Source organism: Pseudomonas sp. Tul2A7 (assembly GCF_054790505.1).
In genome coordinates, this window is the sequence record NZ_CP186499.1 from 4,609,936 (window position 1) to 4,624,336 (window position 14,401).

12 protein-coding genes and 1 pseudogene are annotated in these 14,401 nt (G+C 58.6%); 7 read left to right on the forward strand and 6 right to left on the reverse strand.

The features are described from left to right. Positions 1-8: 8 nt before the first annotated feature. Positions 9-1,010 (forward strand): annotated as a pseudogene (locus ACOYXJ_RS20655) (chitinase); the annotation flags it as partial. 126 nt (positions 1,011-1,136) lie between these two features. On the opposite strand, the gene ACOYXJ_RS20660 reads toward ACOYXJ_RS20655, so the two are convergent. Both ACOYXJ_RS20660 and ACOYXJ_RS20665 read right to left on the reverse strand, forming a co-directional pair. Next, complete coding sequence (locus ACOYXJ_RS20660; protein WP_460371225.1) at positions 1,137-1,556, reverse strand: DUF6896 domain-containing protein; 420 nt, start codon at positions 1,554-1,556, stop codon at positions 1,137-1,139. Further along, a complete protein-coding gene (locus ACOYXJ_RS20665; RefSeq protein ID WP_460371226.1) occupies positions 1,553-6,331 on the reverse strand; it encodes an RHS repeat-associated core domain-containing protein in 4,779 nt (1,592 codons plus the stop codon). The genes ACOYXJ_RS20660 and ACOYXJ_RS20665 overlap by 4 nt, the downstream gene beginning before the upstream one ends. 193 nt (positions 6,332-6,524) lie before the next feature. On the opposite strand from ACOYXJ_RS20665, the gene ACOYXJ_RS20670 reads away from it, so the two are divergent. Further along, the gene (locus tag ACOYXJ_RS20670; RefSeq protein ID WP_460371227.1) at positions 6,525-7,112 is read left to right on the forward strand and encodes an NUDIX domain-containing protein; all 588 of its coding nucleotides are present in this window, start codon (positions 6,525-6,527) and stop codon (positions 7,110-7,112) included. A gap of 97 nt (positions 7,113-7,209) precedes the next feature. Here the strand turns inward: ACOYXJ_RS20670 and ACOYXJ_RS20675 are convergent, their stop codons facing one another. Next, a complete protein-coding gene (locus tag ACOYXJ_RS20675; protein WP_460371228.1) occupies positions 7,210-7,725 on the reverse strand; it encodes a methylated-DNA--[protein]-cysteine S-methyltransferase in 516 nt (171 codons plus the stop codon). 155 nt (positions 7,726-7,880) lie between these two features. On the opposite strand from ACOYXJ_RS20675, the gene ggt reads away from it, so the two are divergent. The 3 genes from ggt (at position 7,881) to ACOYXJ_RS20690 (ending at position 11,388) form a co-directional block, all read left to right on the forward strand. Then, positions 7,881-9,608, forward strand: a complete 1,728-nt coding sequence (ggt, locus tag ACOYXJ_RS20680) for a gamma-glutamyltransferase (protein ID WP_457464934.1) — start codon at positions 7,881-7,883, stop codon at positions 9,606-9,608. A gap of 66 nt (positions 9,609-9,674) precedes the next feature. Further along, the gene (locus ACOYXJ_RS20685; protein ID WP_460371229.1) at positions 9,675-10,208 is read left to right on the forward strand and encodes a cysteine hydrolase family protein; all 534 of its coding nucleotides are present in this window, start codon (positions 9,675-9,677) and stop codon (positions 10,206-10,208) included. A 166-nt stretch (positions 10,209-10,374) separates the two neighbouring features. After that, entirely contained in the window at positions 10,375-11,388 is a 1,014-nt protein-coding gene (locus ACOYXJ_RS20690; protein WP_460371230.1) for a lysozyme inhibitor LprI family protein, read from the forward strand. Positions 11,389-11,407: 19 nt separating this feature from the next. Here the strand turns inward: ACOYXJ_RS20690 and ACOYXJ_RS20695 are convergent, their stop codons facing one another. After that, positions 11,408-12,052, reverse strand: a complete 645-nt coding sequence (locus tag ACOYXJ_RS20695; protein WP_460371231.1) for a TetR family transcriptional regulator C-terminal domain-containing protein — start codon at positions 12,050-12,052, stop codon at positions 11,408-11,410. Between the two features lie 143 nt (positions 12,053-12,195). Here ACOYXJ_RS20695 and ACOYXJ_RS20700 point away from each other — a divergent pair, with 143 nt between their 5' ends. Together ACOYXJ_RS20700 and ACOYXJ_RS20705 are read left to right on the forward strand one after the other, a co-directional pair. Continuing rightward, positions 12,196-12,654 carry a GNAT family N-acetyltransferase gene (locus ACOYXJ_RS20700; RefSeq protein ID WP_460371232.1) on the forward strand — a complete coding sequence of 153 codons (459 nt, stop codon included), beginning with the start codon at positions 12,196-12,198 and terminating at the stop codon, positions 12,652-12,654. Positions 12,655-12,783: 129 nt separating this feature from the next. Then, positions 12,784-13,419, forward strand: coding sequence for a hypothetical protein (locus tag ACOYXJ_RS20705; protein WP_150793640.1), 636 nt, complete (start codon positions 12,784-12,786; stop codon positions 13,417-13,419). A gap of 41 nt (positions 13,420-13,460) precedes the next feature. Here ACOYXJ_RS20705 and ACOYXJ_RS20710 read toward each other — a convergent pair whose 3' ends face one another. Both ACOYXJ_RS20710 and ACOYXJ_RS20715 read right to left on the reverse strand, forming a co-directional pair. Further along, entirely contained in the window at positions 13,461-14,006 is a 546-nt protein-coding gene (locus tag ACOYXJ_RS20710; protein ID WP_016986914.1) for a hypothetical protein, read from the reverse strand. A 53-nt stretch (positions 14,007-14,059) separates the two neighbouring features. Next, positions 14,060-14,377 (reverse strand): DUF7693 family protein, encoded by a 318-nt coding sequence (locus ACOYXJ_RS20715; protein ID WP_460371233.1) that lies wholly within the window; start codon positions 14,375-14,377, stop codon positions 14,060-14,062. Positions 14,378-14,401: the final 24 nt, after the last annotated feature.

Below are 14,401 nucleotides of genomic sequence, written 5' to 3' on the forward strand. Positions count from 1 at the left end.
ATTAGAACATGTCAAAAATCGATTTCTCTTTAGTGCAAAACGCCGCGAGCGATGCCGCTTCGCTGATGCCGAGCATTGCCGGCAAAAAGATCCTCATGGGCTTCTGGCACAACTGGCCTGCAGGCTCGAATGATGGTTACCGCCAGGGCCGCTTCGCCAGCCTTTCGCTGGAGGAAGTGCCCAAGGAGTACAACGTGGTCGCGGTGGCCTTCATGAAGGGCAGCGGGATTCCGACCTTCAAGCCGTTCAACGTTTCCGATGCCGAGTTCCGCCGCCAGGTCGGCGTGCTCAACAGCCAGGGGCGAGCAGTGTTGATTTCCCTCGGTGGCGCCGATGCGCACATCGAATTGCGCAGTGGTCAGGAACAAGCGCTGGCCAATGAAATCATCCGTCTGGTGGAAACCTATGGTTTCGACGGGCTGGACATCGATCTTGAACAGAGCGCGATTGACTTCGCTGCCAACAAGACCGTTCTGCCAGCCGCACTGAAACTGGTCAAGGATCACTACGCAGGTCAGGGCAAGCACTTCATCATCAGCATGGCCCCGGAGTTTCCATACCTGACCAGCACCGGCAAATACATCAGTTATTTGCAGGCACTGGAAGGCTACTACGACTTCATCGCCCCGCAGTTCTACAACCAGGGTGGCGACGGTGTCTGGGTACCGGAAGCCAACAATGGCGCGGGTGCGTGGATTGCGCAGAACAACGATCCGCTGAAAGAGGATTTCCTCTACTACCTGACCGAGAGTCTGGTGACCGGCACGCGCGGCTTCACACGGATCCCGGCGGACAAGTTCGTGATCGGCCTGCCGGCCAACAACGATGCGGCTGCCACCGGTTATGTGATCGACAAAACCGTGGTCGGGAATGTCCTCAAACGTCTGGCGATCAAGGGGATACCGATCAAAGGCCTGATGACCTGGTCGGTGAACTGGGACAACGGCACCAGCAAGGATGGCTTGCCGTACAACTGGGAGTTCAGTCGGCGTTATGGGCCGTTGATTCATGGAGTGAGTTCCGCCGAGTCGGATGTCGATGACAAGCTTTCGCACATCGCTCGTTAGTTGCAAATAAAGAAGCCCGGTAGTGCTGCCGGGCTTTTTTGTTGGTTTGGAATGCGTGTGGGTATGTTTTTATTCGGTTTTAACCAGGACATAAAGATTGTCATTGATCGACATCTTTTCGATTCTGTTTAAATAGATAAGCTCTTTGAATTCTTTTTCGAGTGTTTTCTTGTTGCAGTATTTTTCATATGTAAGCGGCCTGTCCGAAGCGTAAATGTAAAGGCGCCATACGTCAAAGCCGTCGATTCTGCTGTTCGAGCCGTAATCGAAGTCCACTGATTCTGATGGGAAGTGAATAGCGCACCCTACGCCGTGCAGCTCATATTGAATTCCATTGGTTATTTCTCCGCAGCGTTCGATTTGCTCACTCCGCCATAGTCTTAAAATATTTCGGGTTCCAAATTTTTTCTGCAGCAACTCCGTAGCACTTTCAACTTTTGAAAGGAAGTCGGTTATTAGGTCCTCAAGATTTTTATCGGCTGTTTTCATCTTCGTCTGTGATGCTCCAATCGGTCGTGTCCGACATTGTTAGCTGATTCAATGACTTCTTCGATCGTATTAAGTTGTCCTTTGTGCTCTCTGATGTTCGTGATCAAATTTATAGTTATTGGCGTTGCTGTTTGTCTTGCACCTGCTGCACGGTGATGTCCATCTAGAATATAGAAGGTGCCCTGATGTTCTGCTACGTCTATGGGATAGCTGACATCGTAGCCACCTGCTCGCATCTGATCTCTTATTTTTTCGACGCGTTTAGTTGAATTTTTTCCCATAATTGCATGCGTTCGCTTCACTGAATGTGGGTCAACACCATGAATCAAGTCCGGTAATTGTGACTCACCCTCATCAACCTTAGCCCCGCTAATCCCACCCGGCACCTCACACCCAGGCTTATTCGGCGGCGGACAATTGGAACTCAATCCCAACGGATCCACCCACCCCGTCGGATTCGGCACGTACTGGTACTGATTCAACCCACCCGCCAACTTGATCGGATCCGGCGTCAGATACCGCCCCAGCCTCGGGTCGTAATACCGGTGGCGGTTGTAATGCAGGCCGCTTTCGCCATCGAAGTACTGCCCTTGAAAGCGCAGCGGCTGGTTCAGGTAGTCGTCGCCGGCCAGGGTCAGTGCGGCGACTTTGCCGTAGGTGTCGTATTGCGCCGACCAGACGATGTCGCCGCTGTAGTCGGTGAGTTCTTGCGGGGTGCCGAGGTGGTCGAGTTGGTAATAAAACGGACAGGCTTTTTTCGGGCCTTTGCCATCGAGCAAGGCGAGGGGGCGGAAGGTGCCGGGTTCGTAGACGTAGCTGCGGTATTCGTGTTCGCTGCTTTCGGCGACGAGGTGGTCGCCTTGCCAGAAGAACTCGGTGGTCTCGTCGCCGACGGTTTTGCGGATGCGTCGGCCGAAGGCGTCGTATTGGTAAGTCGCGGTCTGGCCGTCGGGACGGGTCAGGCCGATCAGGCGATGCTGGCTGTCGTAGCGGTATTCGGTGACGAGAGTCTGCGCGCGGCCACGGCGTTCGCGGATCAGGTTGCCGAAGGCGTCGTAGTCGTAGTGGCGGTCGCCCTGCATCAGCAGGCGGTTGCCCTTGATCTGGCTCGGGCCGGGGCGGTCCTGCATCAGCAGGTTGCCGGCCGGGTCGTGGGCGAAGGATTCCGGCAGCTCGTCGCGTGAGTGATGAACGCGGATCAGGCGATCGAGGGCGTCGTAGCCGTAGGTGCGTTGGCCGTGGCGGCTGTCGGCGATGTGCGCGAGATTGCCGTTGGCGTTGTAGGCATAATCGCGGCGGTACAGCGCATCACGCTGATGGCCTACGGCGTGGGCGAGTAATCGTCCCTGATCGTCGTAGGAGTATTCGCTGAGCAGCAGGCCCTGCTGACGTTGTTGTTCGCGCCCGGACTGGTAGACGTGACGGGTCAGCGGCGTGCCGTTGAGGTCGATGCCGGTCAGCGCGCCGCCCTTGGCGTGGTGGTAGTCGAGCAGGCTGTTGTCCGGCAGACGCATGCGCTTGAGCTGGCCGCAGGCGTCGTAGCGGTAACGCAGGGTGCCCCAGCCTTGATGCTCGGTGATCAAGCGGTCCTGACGGTCGTACTCGAAGGCCAGCGGGTGTTGCTGGCCGTCGTCGACACCGATCAGTCGGCCGAGGCGGTCGTATTGGTAGGAAACCTTGATCCCGTCGGGCAGGGTTTTGGCCAGAAGACGCCCGGCCGCATCGCGCTCATAAGTGGTGACCCGTTGCGAGCCGTCATCACCGAACTCGGTCTTTTCCAGCAGATGGCCGTTGAGGTCGTAGGCGTACGCCGTGCGGCGGCCGTCAAAACTGCTTTCCTGACGAATCAGTCCGGTCGGCGTGTAATCCAGCCGGTACTTTTCCCCGGACTCGTTTTCGATCTCGGTGAGCAGCAGTTGCGCATGGTCGTAGCGGTACTGCACCCGTGTGCCGTCGGGGTTGATTCGCCGCGAGACCAGGTGCAGGTCGTCGTCATATTCATAACGGGTGATACGCCCGAGCTCATCGCGCTCGGCGGTGACCTGACCGTAGGCGCCGTAGCTGTAGGCGCGGGTGCTGCCGGTATGAAACGTCGTCTGAATCAGTCGGCCAACCGCATCCCAATGTTGCCGGGTGACTGCACCGTGTTCGTCCGCAGCCGTGGTCCGGCGCCCCAGCGCGTCGTAGGAAAAACGCCGTACGCCACCGTCGGGCAGGGTTTCCTCGGTCAACTGGCCGAGGCTGTTCCAGACCAAGCGATGCCGGCTGCTGTCCGGATAACGGATCGACAGCAACTGGCCACGGGTGTCGTAGTAGTAATGGGTGACCTGACCGTCAGGATCGACCGCTTCGGTGACATCGCCTTCGGCATTGCGCCGATAGATCCACTCCGCGTCACCGCGAGAGCGTTTATGCAGGAAACCGTTGCGATACTCGTAGGACGTTGGCGCGTCAGCCGGCGGAATCAGCGCAATCAGCCGTCCGACCTCGTCGTAGCGGTATTCGGTGACCGCACCCAAGGCATCCTGCTCGGCGATCAACCGCCCCGCATCGTCATACGCCTTGAGCTGCTCGCTACCATCCGCCGAGACTTTACGCACTAGCCGCGCACGCTCGTCGTGCACGTAAGTCTCTTCAGTGCCGTCGACGTAATGCACTGCGACGCTGCCGTCGTCATTCCAGACGTAACGCGTGTCCATCTGCGAGAACGACGCCCAGTGGCGCACGCACCGAGCGGCTTTCCCCGAGCGCTCCCACTCCCAGAAGAAACTCGCGCCGCCGGCCAGTTGCCGCTGCAGAATCACGTGGGCGTCGTCGTAGTCGTAACGCTCGCTGTCACCGACGGCGTTGGTCGCTTCGATCAGGTGCCGATAAGGGTCGTAGCGGTAACTGACCAGCGCTTGTTCAGTTACCCACTCCGCGTTCTGAAAAACCTGATAATCCACACCCAGCAACTGCGCCCGGTCATATCGCAACAGCAGCGAACGCCCGGCGCCGTTGTCCAGCCGCTGCAACCGGTCAGACCGATCGCGCTGTACCGTCAGACGATTGCCATAGGCATCGCTGATCGCCGTCAGCCGTCCTGCACGAAAGTGATAGAACCGCGCCGTTTCCCCGGCCAGCGCGAGGATCAGTTCCTCCGGTTCATCGCCAAGGAAAATCGCCGCCCGCGACAGGCTATTGTGAATTGCCGGCCGCGCCGCGCTCGGCAGCGGAAACTGCGTACGCCGGTTCTCGTGGTCGACCCAGACCACAAAGTCGCCTTCAAAGACCAGCCGATGCCCCAGCGAATGACTCCAGCCAAACCCCAACCCGACATCGATCTCAGCGGCACTGCTGCGATACAACCGCGTGAACTCAAACGGCAACACGCCATCGAGCACCGCATCGGTGAGGTTCAGCAGTTCTTCGCCAGTGACCATCGACACCGGACAACCGTTCGTGCAGGTGAAGGGCACGCAATCGGCGCTGTCACCGTTGGGATTTTTCGCCTGATCCGGCGAGTCGTCGTGAGGTTCATGCCGTTCCAACCGGCTCGAAGCGCCAGACTTGTCCCGCACAACAGGCGCCGGATTCGGCACCGTCAACACCAGCGAATCGGCCTGACGAATGTTCAGCGGTATCGCCGGTGTCGGTTTCAACTCAACGTCGCGCACATTGAGCATCAGCGGTTTCAAAACGCTGGCGTGCCGCGTCAGATCCGCCGAGGACGTCAGTTCGGCCAAGCGCAACGCCGAGGCCGCCAGCCATTCCCGCGCGCGTGGTGACTTGACCTTCGCCAGCACTTTGCTGCTCAAGCGCACCGGCACGCCGACGCCACCCGACAACGCCGTCAGCAGAAAACCGATCAGCAGTTCGGCCCGAACCTCGGCCACCACTTCAGCCAGATACTGCGGCGGCAGCATCTTCAACCAACTGCTAAACGCGGCCATATGAATGAACAGCAACGGTTCGTCACTGAGGACCAGCAAGCCGTTGGCAATGGCGTCGCTGGAGGCATTCAATAACGCCTCAAGCTCGGCCTCGCTGAGGTACTCCAGCAATTTTTCGCTGTTGGCCTGCAGGTCGGCGAGGAGGGCGAATACCTGTTTAATGTCGTCCCAGACGCCATTCAGGGCTTTCTCGAGCCCGCGCCAGTCGGCCTGTTGCAACTGACCGTAACGCTCAAGAAATCCAGCGCTGGAAAACTCCGTCCACTGTGGTTGAAACCCTGCCCACTCAGCGCGCAGCCAGCCTTCCAGGCCTGCAATGACACCCTCATAAGAGGCATACAGCGCACGCACATGGTCCGTGGACACATCGGGAAAGAAGGTGATGCGATAACGCTGGCCCCGATCGCAATCGGTCACCTGCAGAATGCCGCTGGGGCCGATGGTGTAACGCAGCGGCTCGCCGAAAGTCAGCACACCGCCGACATCGGCAAGCACCGGTTCGAGCGTCACCGGGGTGTTGCCGATCGGCACAAACCGCGCGGCCTCGAACATATGCACCAGCGTCAACGCCCCGCTGGCCGAGCACATGACCACCGATGAACTGAGCGGTTGGCGCGACTTGATCGGCGCGCTGAGGCGCACGTCGTTGCCGACGGTGAACACCTGCTCGACATCCAGCGCGGTGCCTGTCCAGAACTGCTCGGCCCAGGCGTCGTAGTGGTTCAGACACAGGCGGAACTCGCGGATCAGGTGTTCGAAGTCCGGCTCATCGGGATTCAAAGCAGCAACAACGAGCAGGCCGATGCTGTTGTTCAGGGCCCGCAGCCGATCGGTTGGAAGCATTCGCAGTCTCTCGCGCACATCAAAAAGGTGCGCGGACTTTGCGGGGGATCAATCAGGAAAGAAGTCGGGCGAGTAGGCGATATCTGTAGGATATTTCGGCATAGTTTGTGGGGCGGTATAGGGTTTCGTTTTTTCGTTCACAAAAAAGGGCTTTTACCTACCCAGGGGCCTTCAATGAAAAGGATCAGGCGTCATGTCCAACACTGCCGAGCGGGTCAACATCGTCGACACTCAGGTGTTGTCCCATGACTGGTATCTGCTGAAGAAAATCACCTTCGACTATCACCGCAACAACGGCGAGTGGCAGCGTCAGACTCGTGAAGTCTATGACCGAGGCAACGGTGCAGCGATTTTGTTGTTCAACCGTGAACAGCGCACAGTGGTACTGACCCGGCAGTTCCGCTTGCCGGTGTTCGTCAATGGCCATGACGGATTGCTGATCGAGGTGGCTGCCGGGTTGCTTGAAGGCGCTGCGCCGGAGCAACGGATTCGCGATGAAGCCGAAGAGGAAACCGGCTATCGCGTACACGACGTGAAGAAGGTGTTCGAGGCGTACATGAGTCCCGGTTCGGTGACCGAAAAGCTGCATTTTTTCATTGCCGAATACGACGCGGCAGCGAAGGTCAGCGACGGTGGTGGTCTGGAAGAGGAGACCGAAGAACTCGAAGTGCTGGAGTGGCGATTCGAGGAAGCGTTGGCGGCGTTTCAGCGCGGTGAGATCTGCGACGCCAAGACCATCATGCTGTTGCAGTATGCGGCGATGAATAACTTGTTTAACTGATAAATCAAAAGATCGCAGCCTTCGGCAGCTCCTACAGGAAAACGCATTCCAGGTAGGAGCTGCCGAAGGCTGCGATCTCTTGATCTGTATTGACTGACTAAAACAAATCCCCGGTTTTGCCAACCGTCGACCAGTTGCCACCCTCCAGGGTCAGCAAGCGCTCTTTCGCCTCGAGTCCACCGGCAAACCCGGTCAACTTTCCGGACGCGCCGATCACCCGATGACACGGCGCGACAATGGAAATCGGGTTGCGTCCGTTCGCGGCGCCCACTGCCCGCACGGCGCTGGGGCTGCCTATCTGCTCGGCAATCTGGCTGTAGGTCCGCGTCTCGCCGAATGGAATGGTCAGCAACGCCGCCCAGACCTTTTTCTGAAAGTCGGTGCCAGCGAAATCCAGTTCCAGATCAAAACAGTCCCGCGTCCCGGAAAAATATTCTTCAAGTTGTCGAGCCGTTCGAATCAGGATCGGGTTGTTGTGTGCCTCGCTCATCGGCCCGAGGCGCACCCGGTTCGGCTTGTCGTTTTCCCAGAGGATGGCTGCCAGTCGTAAGCCGTTCGCGACCAGCTTCAACTCGCCGACGGGCGAGGGCAGGGTGATGAACGTATAGGACATGACGGCAGACTCCGGATCAGGGCGGCAACAGTGCCCAGCATACTGCCTGATCGGGGAGGCGCAATACGCAAAGCCGACCATACTGCTTGGTGCTCTTGAAGCGTTCCTCCTCTGTTTTGCACAGACCCTGAAAACAACAAAAAAGAGATCGACTCATGAAGTACGAACCTTTGGCCAAATCGCTGATAGCGACCTCACTGGCACTCAGCTGTCTCATGGCTCACGCGGCGTCAGTCGCACCCGTTGCTGCCGAAAACGGCATGGTAGTCACCGCGCAACATCTGGCGACCCATGTGGGCGTCGACGTATTGAAAAGTGGCGGTAACGCCGTCGATGCGGCGGTCGCCGTGGGTTACGCGCTGGCGGTGGTTTATCCCGCAGCCGGCAACCTCGGTGGTGGCGGTTTCATGACCATTCAATTGGCGGACGGGCGCAAGACCTTCCTCGATTTCCGCGAAAAAGCGCCGTTGGCGGCGACTGCCAACATGTACCTCGACAAGGAAGGCAACGTCATTCCCGACCTGAGTACGCGCGGCCACTTGGCGGTGGGCGTGCCCGGCACGGTCTCAGGCATGGAGCTGGCACTGAGCAAATACGGGACCAAACCGCGCAAAGAGATGATTGCCCCGGCGATCAAACTGGCGGAAGACGGTTTCGAGCTTGAGCAAGGTGACGTCGAGCTGCTGGAATACGCCACCGACGTGTTCAAGAAGGACATGCGCGATTCCGGCTCGATCTTCCTGCACAACGGCGAGCCGATGCAGGTCGGGCAGAAACTGGTGCAAAAGGACCTCGGCAAGACCCTGCGGACCATTTCCGAAAAAGGCGCCGACGGCTTCTATAAAGGCTGGGTCGCGGATGCCATCGTCACCTCGAGTCAGGCCAACAAAGGCATCATCACCCAGGCCGACCTCGACAAATACAAGACTCGCGAACTGGCGCCGGTGGAGTGTGACTACCGTGGTTATCATGTGGTCTCGGCGCCACCGCCAAGCTCCGGCGGGGTAGTGATCTGCCAGATCATGAACATCCTCGAAGGCTATCCGATGAAGGATCTGGGCTTCCATTCGGCCCAGGGCATGCACTATCAGATCGAAGCGATGCGCCACGCGTATGTCGATCGCAACAGCTACCTCGGCGATCCGGATTTTGTCAAAAACCCGATCGAGCATCTGCTGGACAAGAACTACGCGACCAAACTGCGCGACGCCATCCAGCCGCAGAAGGCCGGTGTCTCGGCTGAGCTCAAGCCCGGTGTAGCGCCCCATGAAGGCAGCAACACCACCCACTATTCGATCGTCGACAAGTGGGGCAATGCGGTGTCAGTCACCTACACCCTCAACGACTGGTTCGGCGCGGGCGTGATGGCGAGCAAGACCGGGGTGATCCTCAACGATGAAATGGATGACTTCACCTCCAAGGTCGGCGTGCCGAACATGTACGGTCTGGTGCAGGGCGAAGCCAATGCGATTGCTCCGGGCAAGGCACCGCTGTCCTCGATGAGTCCGACCATCGTCACCAAGGACGGCAAAGTGGTAATGGTGGTCGGCACTCCGGGTGGCAGCCGCATCATCACCGCGACGTTGCTGACCATGCTCAATGTCATTGACTACGGCATGGGCCTGCAGGAGGCGGTCGATGCGCCACGCTTCCACCAGCAGTGGATGCCGGAGGAAACCAACCTCGAAGACTTCGCCGCCAGCCCGGACACGAAGAAGATTCTCGAGAGCTGGGGGCACAAGTTCGCCGGGCCGCAGGACGCCAACCACATCGCCGCGATTCTGGTCGGCGCACCGTCGCTGGGCGGTAAGCCCGTTGGCAAAAACCGTTTCTACGGCGCCAATGATCCGCGCCGCAACACCGGCTTGTCACTGGGTTACTGAGGGGCGTAAAAAGGGGGCGGGCTCACGTCCGCCCCTGTCTCAAGGACTGATCAAGGAAGGCTCATCATGACCACTGCATTACTGATCATCGACGTCCAGCGCGCCCTCTGTTCGGGCGAATATCAGTGCCATGACATTCACCGGGTGATCGACACCATCAACGGTCTCAGCACCCGCGCCCGCCAGGCAGGTGTGCCAGTGGTGCTGATTCAGCACGAAGAGAAGGACAGCCCCTTGGCCCATGGTGCCGAAGGCTGGCAATTGGCCGAAGGGCTTGAGACTTCGCCCAAAGACCTGCGCGTACGCAAAACCACGCCGGACTCGTTCTACCAGACAGACTTGCGCAAACTGCTGCCGAGCGAAGATTTCGAAAAACTGGTCATCTGTGGTTTGCAAACCGATTACTGCGTCAACGCCACCGTGCGTCAGGCTCATCAACTGGGTTATGACGTGGTGCTCGTTGCGGACGCGCATTCCACCGTCGACAACGGCAACATGAGCGCCGAAGACATCATCGCCGAACACAACAAGGATCTGGCGCATCTGACTGGCTCCGTGGCGCGGATCGACGTCATACCCGCAGCCGGAATCACGTTCTGACAACCCACACAAAACCTGTAGGAGTGAGCCTGCTCGCGATAGCAGTGTGTCAGTTGGCGCAGCATCGTCTGACTGAACGCTATCGCGAGCAGGCTCACTCCTACAGTGGGGATTTCCGGCAGCAGCACTGGCATACTGCGCGCCGTCCGAAGAATGGAATCTCTCGATGTTCGCGATCTCCCTGCGTCATGCCTTGGCGCTGATGTCCCTTGCGGTTGCCGCTGTCACCCAAGCCAGCAGTTTCGATTGCGCAACGGCCAACAGCAAAGCTGAAAAAGCCATTTGTGGCGATCCGCAGATTTCGCTGTTCGACGAGAAGCTGGGCAAGCTGTGGCATTCGACATTGGCTAATGTCCCCGATGCCCAAGTCCTCAAGACTGACCAGCGGCAGTGGCTGAAAAATCGCAACGCCTGTGGTGAGCAGACGGCCTGTTTGCGCCGCCAGTACCTGATGCGCCTGACCGAACTTGAACACGCTACTCAGCCCTTCAGTTGGGACGCGACCTGGCAGCTTATTCCGCCGGGGACTTCAACCTCGGCGACGGTGATAACCCAGCGCCGCGATGCTACGCACATCAGCATCGACATTACGGCAGCTGAGGGCGCCAACTCCGGTGATCTGGATGGCATCGCCACACTCAAGGACGGTAAGGCTGTTTATTCGGAAGACAAGTGCACCCTGTTGTTCACTCCCATCAACGGTGTGCTGGATATTTCGTTCGTGGGTGCAGGCGGATATTGCAGTGCCGGATTGGGCGTCTACTACACCGGCCGTTTTGTCGCGTCGCCGCAACCGCTGGCGCTGGATTACGACATGCTCAGCCTGGGCCTGGCGCAAACTCCGGAAGAGAACCAGGCACTGCACACGTTGCTCAAGACTGATTATCAGACGCTGGTGGAAAAGTCCGGCTCGTTGATGACCGCTGAGCCTTCTGTTGATGTGCCGGGCAGTCAGGTCTGGGAGATGTGGATGCGCGGCCTCGGGGGTACCGGCGTCGTGATGCGGTCAACCGCTGGGCATTTCTGGGTGCTGCTGGTGACCTACGACAGTACCGGCCACTCGCGTCTGCGCTATTACACCAACGCTGCGAAATGGAAAAAACGTCTACCCGACGCCTTGCACGACTGGAACGAGCGCATGAAAGATCATCTGGAACTCCCCGTAGACTTCATGCCCTGATCTGCGCAGCAGCCCTCCCTCACGTCGTAAACAAAACCCCACGAATCCCACCCACCCGCGGCGCCACCACGACGCCCTCCAGCACCATCCGGGTAATCGTCTGCGCCGCCGTTTGATAATCCTCATCCTGCGGCACTTCGCGCCCCATGATCTGGCCCATCTGCCAGCCAATGTTGGTGTACGTGCGCGTCGCCGACCAGATGAACAGCATCAAATGCTCTGGATCCACCGGCGCCAGCAAACCGCGTTCGATCCAGCTGCGCAGACATTCAACGTTGCGCCGTGCTTCGGCCTGCAACAGATCGCGGCATTCGTCCGGCAACTGTCGAGCACCCAGCAGCAACTCGCCGCTGAACACCTTGGCAATCGCCGGATGCTCGCGGGCAATCCGAATCCGTGCGGCAATGTAGGCGCGCAGCCCCGTCAGCGGATCATCGCTTTCACGCAGCACTGCCGAGGCTTCCAGCAGCGGTTCGACAAAACCCAGCAGCACTTTGCCGTAGAGGTTTTCCTTGGTCTGGAAGTAGTAATACAGATTGGCCTTGGGCACCCCGGCACGTGCCGCGATGTCGCGAGTCTGGGTGGCGTCGAAGCCGTTGGCAGCGAATTCTTCGCTGGCGGCGGCGAGGATCAACTGCTCGTTGCGTACGCGGATGGCACTCATGGACACACAGGTTGGCTGGATGGCATGGAAAGGTTCTGGCGATTTCGGTTTCGCAATATACAAAACTATATAGCGGTGAGGCCAGCACACTTGAAGGGCAGCGCTATGCTGTTTCGATCATTTCAGTGAAACGGAGCACAGACATGTCAATTCAGGCACTGCGGGCGAACACGACGCATCTGGACGCGCTCGCGCCGTTGTTCGATGCCTACCGAGGTTTCTACGAGCAACCGTCGAACCTTGAGCAATCGCGTACCTTCATCGCCGAGCGCATGGCCGGCGATGAATCAGCGATTTTTCTCGCGCAGGATGAACACGGCGAAGCGCTGGGTTTCGTGCAGTTGTATCCGACGTTCTCGTCCATCGATGCGCACCGCACCTGGCTGCTCAGCGATCTGTTCACCGCACCCGCCGCCCGTGGGCGCGGCGTGGGTCGATTGCTGATGAACACTGCACGCGACTTCGCCTTGGCGACCGGCGCCAAAGGGCTGGTGCTGGAAACCGCCACCGACAACTTCACCGCTCAAGGCTTGTACGAATCCCTCGGCTACGTACGCGACAGCGGTTATTACACCTACATCCTCGACTTGCGGCAGGGCTGAGCAAGTTTTTTTGCCGATTTCCCCAATTCAGACTTCCGCCCGAGGGCTGCTCTCTCTAGAATCCGCCCGGCCTTCAAAATGAAGGCGCAATGCCATCATTTGGATGTGTACACATAGGGACGGATCATCATGCAATTCGGGAAAATTCTGGCGCTGGGGTTGGTACTCGCGCTGGGCGGTTGTGCCAGTTTCACCAAAGACGAAGTGGCGCCGGTGACCATGCCGTCGATGGCCAGCTACACCAACAAGCCAAACGTCTACGTCGATTTCGATTTCTATCAGGGCGAGCCGAAAAGTGGTTCCGCCGTGGAAGTGCCGCAAGCACGTGATCAACTGAAACCACAGCTGCAAAAAATCCTCACTGACTCGGGCCTGTTCGGCCGTGTCACCCTGGATGAATTCCAGAAGCAGCCGGGCGACTACAGCCTGCGTCTGAAAATGTACAACCATCCGCCGAATGCCGGTTCCATGGTGCTGGGCTTCATCAGTGGTTTCAGCCTGGGGGTTATCCCGGCTTACGGCACCGATCAGTACACCATGAGCCTCGAAGCCGTGGACGGATCGGGTCAGGCCCTGACCACCGCCAGCAACCACGATGCGATCGGCACCTGGATCGGCATCTGGTTCATTCCGTTGATGGCCAACACGCCAAAAGAAGCGGTGAATGACACGTTCACCCGTCAGGTCAACGCGCTGCTCAAGCAAATGGTCGATAGCAAGAACCTGAAGTACTCGGCACTCGAAACCCGTATTCCTCGGGCTTGATGCGAAAAAAAAGAGCCGCGATTGCGGCTCTTTTTTTGTCCTTACTTCAGGGCCTGAATGAACTGCGGATCGCTGTACAGTTCTTTCAGCAAGTCGCGCAACATCGGGTTGTAGGCGTTGACCGCGTTCGGGATCGCAATGAAACCGAAGAAGCTGCTGCTCCACTGGCTGCTGACATTCTTGGTCGCGTCGTACACCACATCGTTGCCGTTGAGCAGGGTGAAACGAGCCGCCAGTTTGCCGTCGCCCGTGCCCATGCCGGCGGACAGTTCGTTTTTCACCACCAGTACTTTCAACTGACGCTGCGCCTGTGGATCGAGCAGACCAGCCTTGCGCAGTTCTTCAGTGATCGCGTCCTGAATATGCGCCGGGATGCTGCCGGACGGCGAGCGCACCGGGTTGGCGCGGACCACCAGCGAACCTTCACCGGATTCGGCGGTGACCTGAGGATTGCTGATCGCATGCAGCGGCGGGGTTTGCTTGAGCTTCTGCACGTTCTCAAAGCTCGGCTCGTAGCGGGTCATGGTCATGCCACAGCCTTGCAGCAGCACGGCCAGCATCGGGATCAACAACAGCGACTTCTTCACGGCAGTTCCTTGCGTGGGAATAGAGGAGGGCGCGAATTATGGGCAGAGTGCCATCATTGAGCAACCTCGTTCGTCTGCGTGTTGAGCAATCGCTCGATCTGCGCCAATTCCCAAGTACTGAGCAAACTCACCGGATCGGTGCCGTAACGCTGCCAGCTGTCCAGCGCGCCTTGTTGCCCATCACCATTGCGGGCGAATTCACAGTGATGTAACCGGCTGCCTTCAAAATCCAGCAGCAGGTGCCAGCCCTCGATATCGACCGCGACCCGTCCCGCCTCGTCAGGCATCTCGCAGACTTTGAAAGCGAGCACACCCAGCGCAGCGTCACGTAGACGCTGGCAGACCTCGCGGGCGCTCAGAAATGCAGACATGTTCAACTCAATGGATACAGGAAC

What these genes read in the sequence shown, in the direction of transcription:
- ACOYXJ_RS20660 (WP_460371225.1), bottom strand. Translation starts at nt 1,556, where the DNA reads ATGAAAACAGCCGATAAAAATCTTGAGGACCTAATAACCGACTTCCTT.
- ACOYXJ_RS20665 (WP_460371226.1), bottom strand. Translation starts at nt 6,331, where the DNA reads ATGCTTCCAACCGATCGGCTGCGGGCCCTGAACAACAGCATCGGCCTG.
- ACOYXJ_RS20670 (WP_460371227.1), top strand. Translation starts at nt 6,525, where the DNA reads ATGTCCAACACTGCCGAGCGGGTCAACATCGTCGACACTCAGGTGTTG.
- ACOYXJ_RS20675 (WP_460371228.1), bottom strand. Translation starts at nt 7,725, where the DNA reads ATGTCCTATACGTTCATCACCCTGCCCTCGCCCGTCGGCGAGTTGAAG.
- ggt (WP_457464934.1), top strand. Translation starts at nt 7,881, where the DNA reads ATGAAGTACGAACCTTTGGCCAAATCGCTGATAGCGACCTCACTGGCA.
- ACOYXJ_RS20685 (WP_460371229.1), top strand. Translation starts at nt 9,675, where the DNA reads ATGACCACTGCATTACTGATCATCGACGTCCAGCGCGCCCTCTGTTCG.
- ACOYXJ_RS20690 (WP_460371230.1), top strand. Translation starts at nt 10,375, where the DNA reads ATGTTCGCGATCTCCCTGCGTCATGCCTTGGCGCTGATGTCCCTTGCG.
- ACOYXJ_RS20695 (WP_460371231.1), bottom strand. Translation starts at nt 12,052, where the DNA reads ATGAGTGCCATCCGCGTACGCAACGAGCAGTTGATCCTCGCCGCCGCC.
- ACOYXJ_RS20700 (WP_460371232.1), top strand. Translation starts at nt 12,196, where the DNA reads ATGTCAATTCAGGCACTGCGGGCGAACACGACGCATCTGGACGCGCTC.
- ACOYXJ_RS20705 (WP_150793640.1), top strand. Translation starts at nt 12,784, where the DNA reads ATGCAATTCGGGAAAATTCTGGCGCTGGGGTTGGTACTCGCGCTGGGC.
- ACOYXJ_RS20715 (WP_460371233.1), bottom strand. Translation starts at nt 14,377, where the DNA reads ATGTCTGCATTTCTGAGCGCCCGCGAGGTCTGCCAGCGTCTACGTGAC.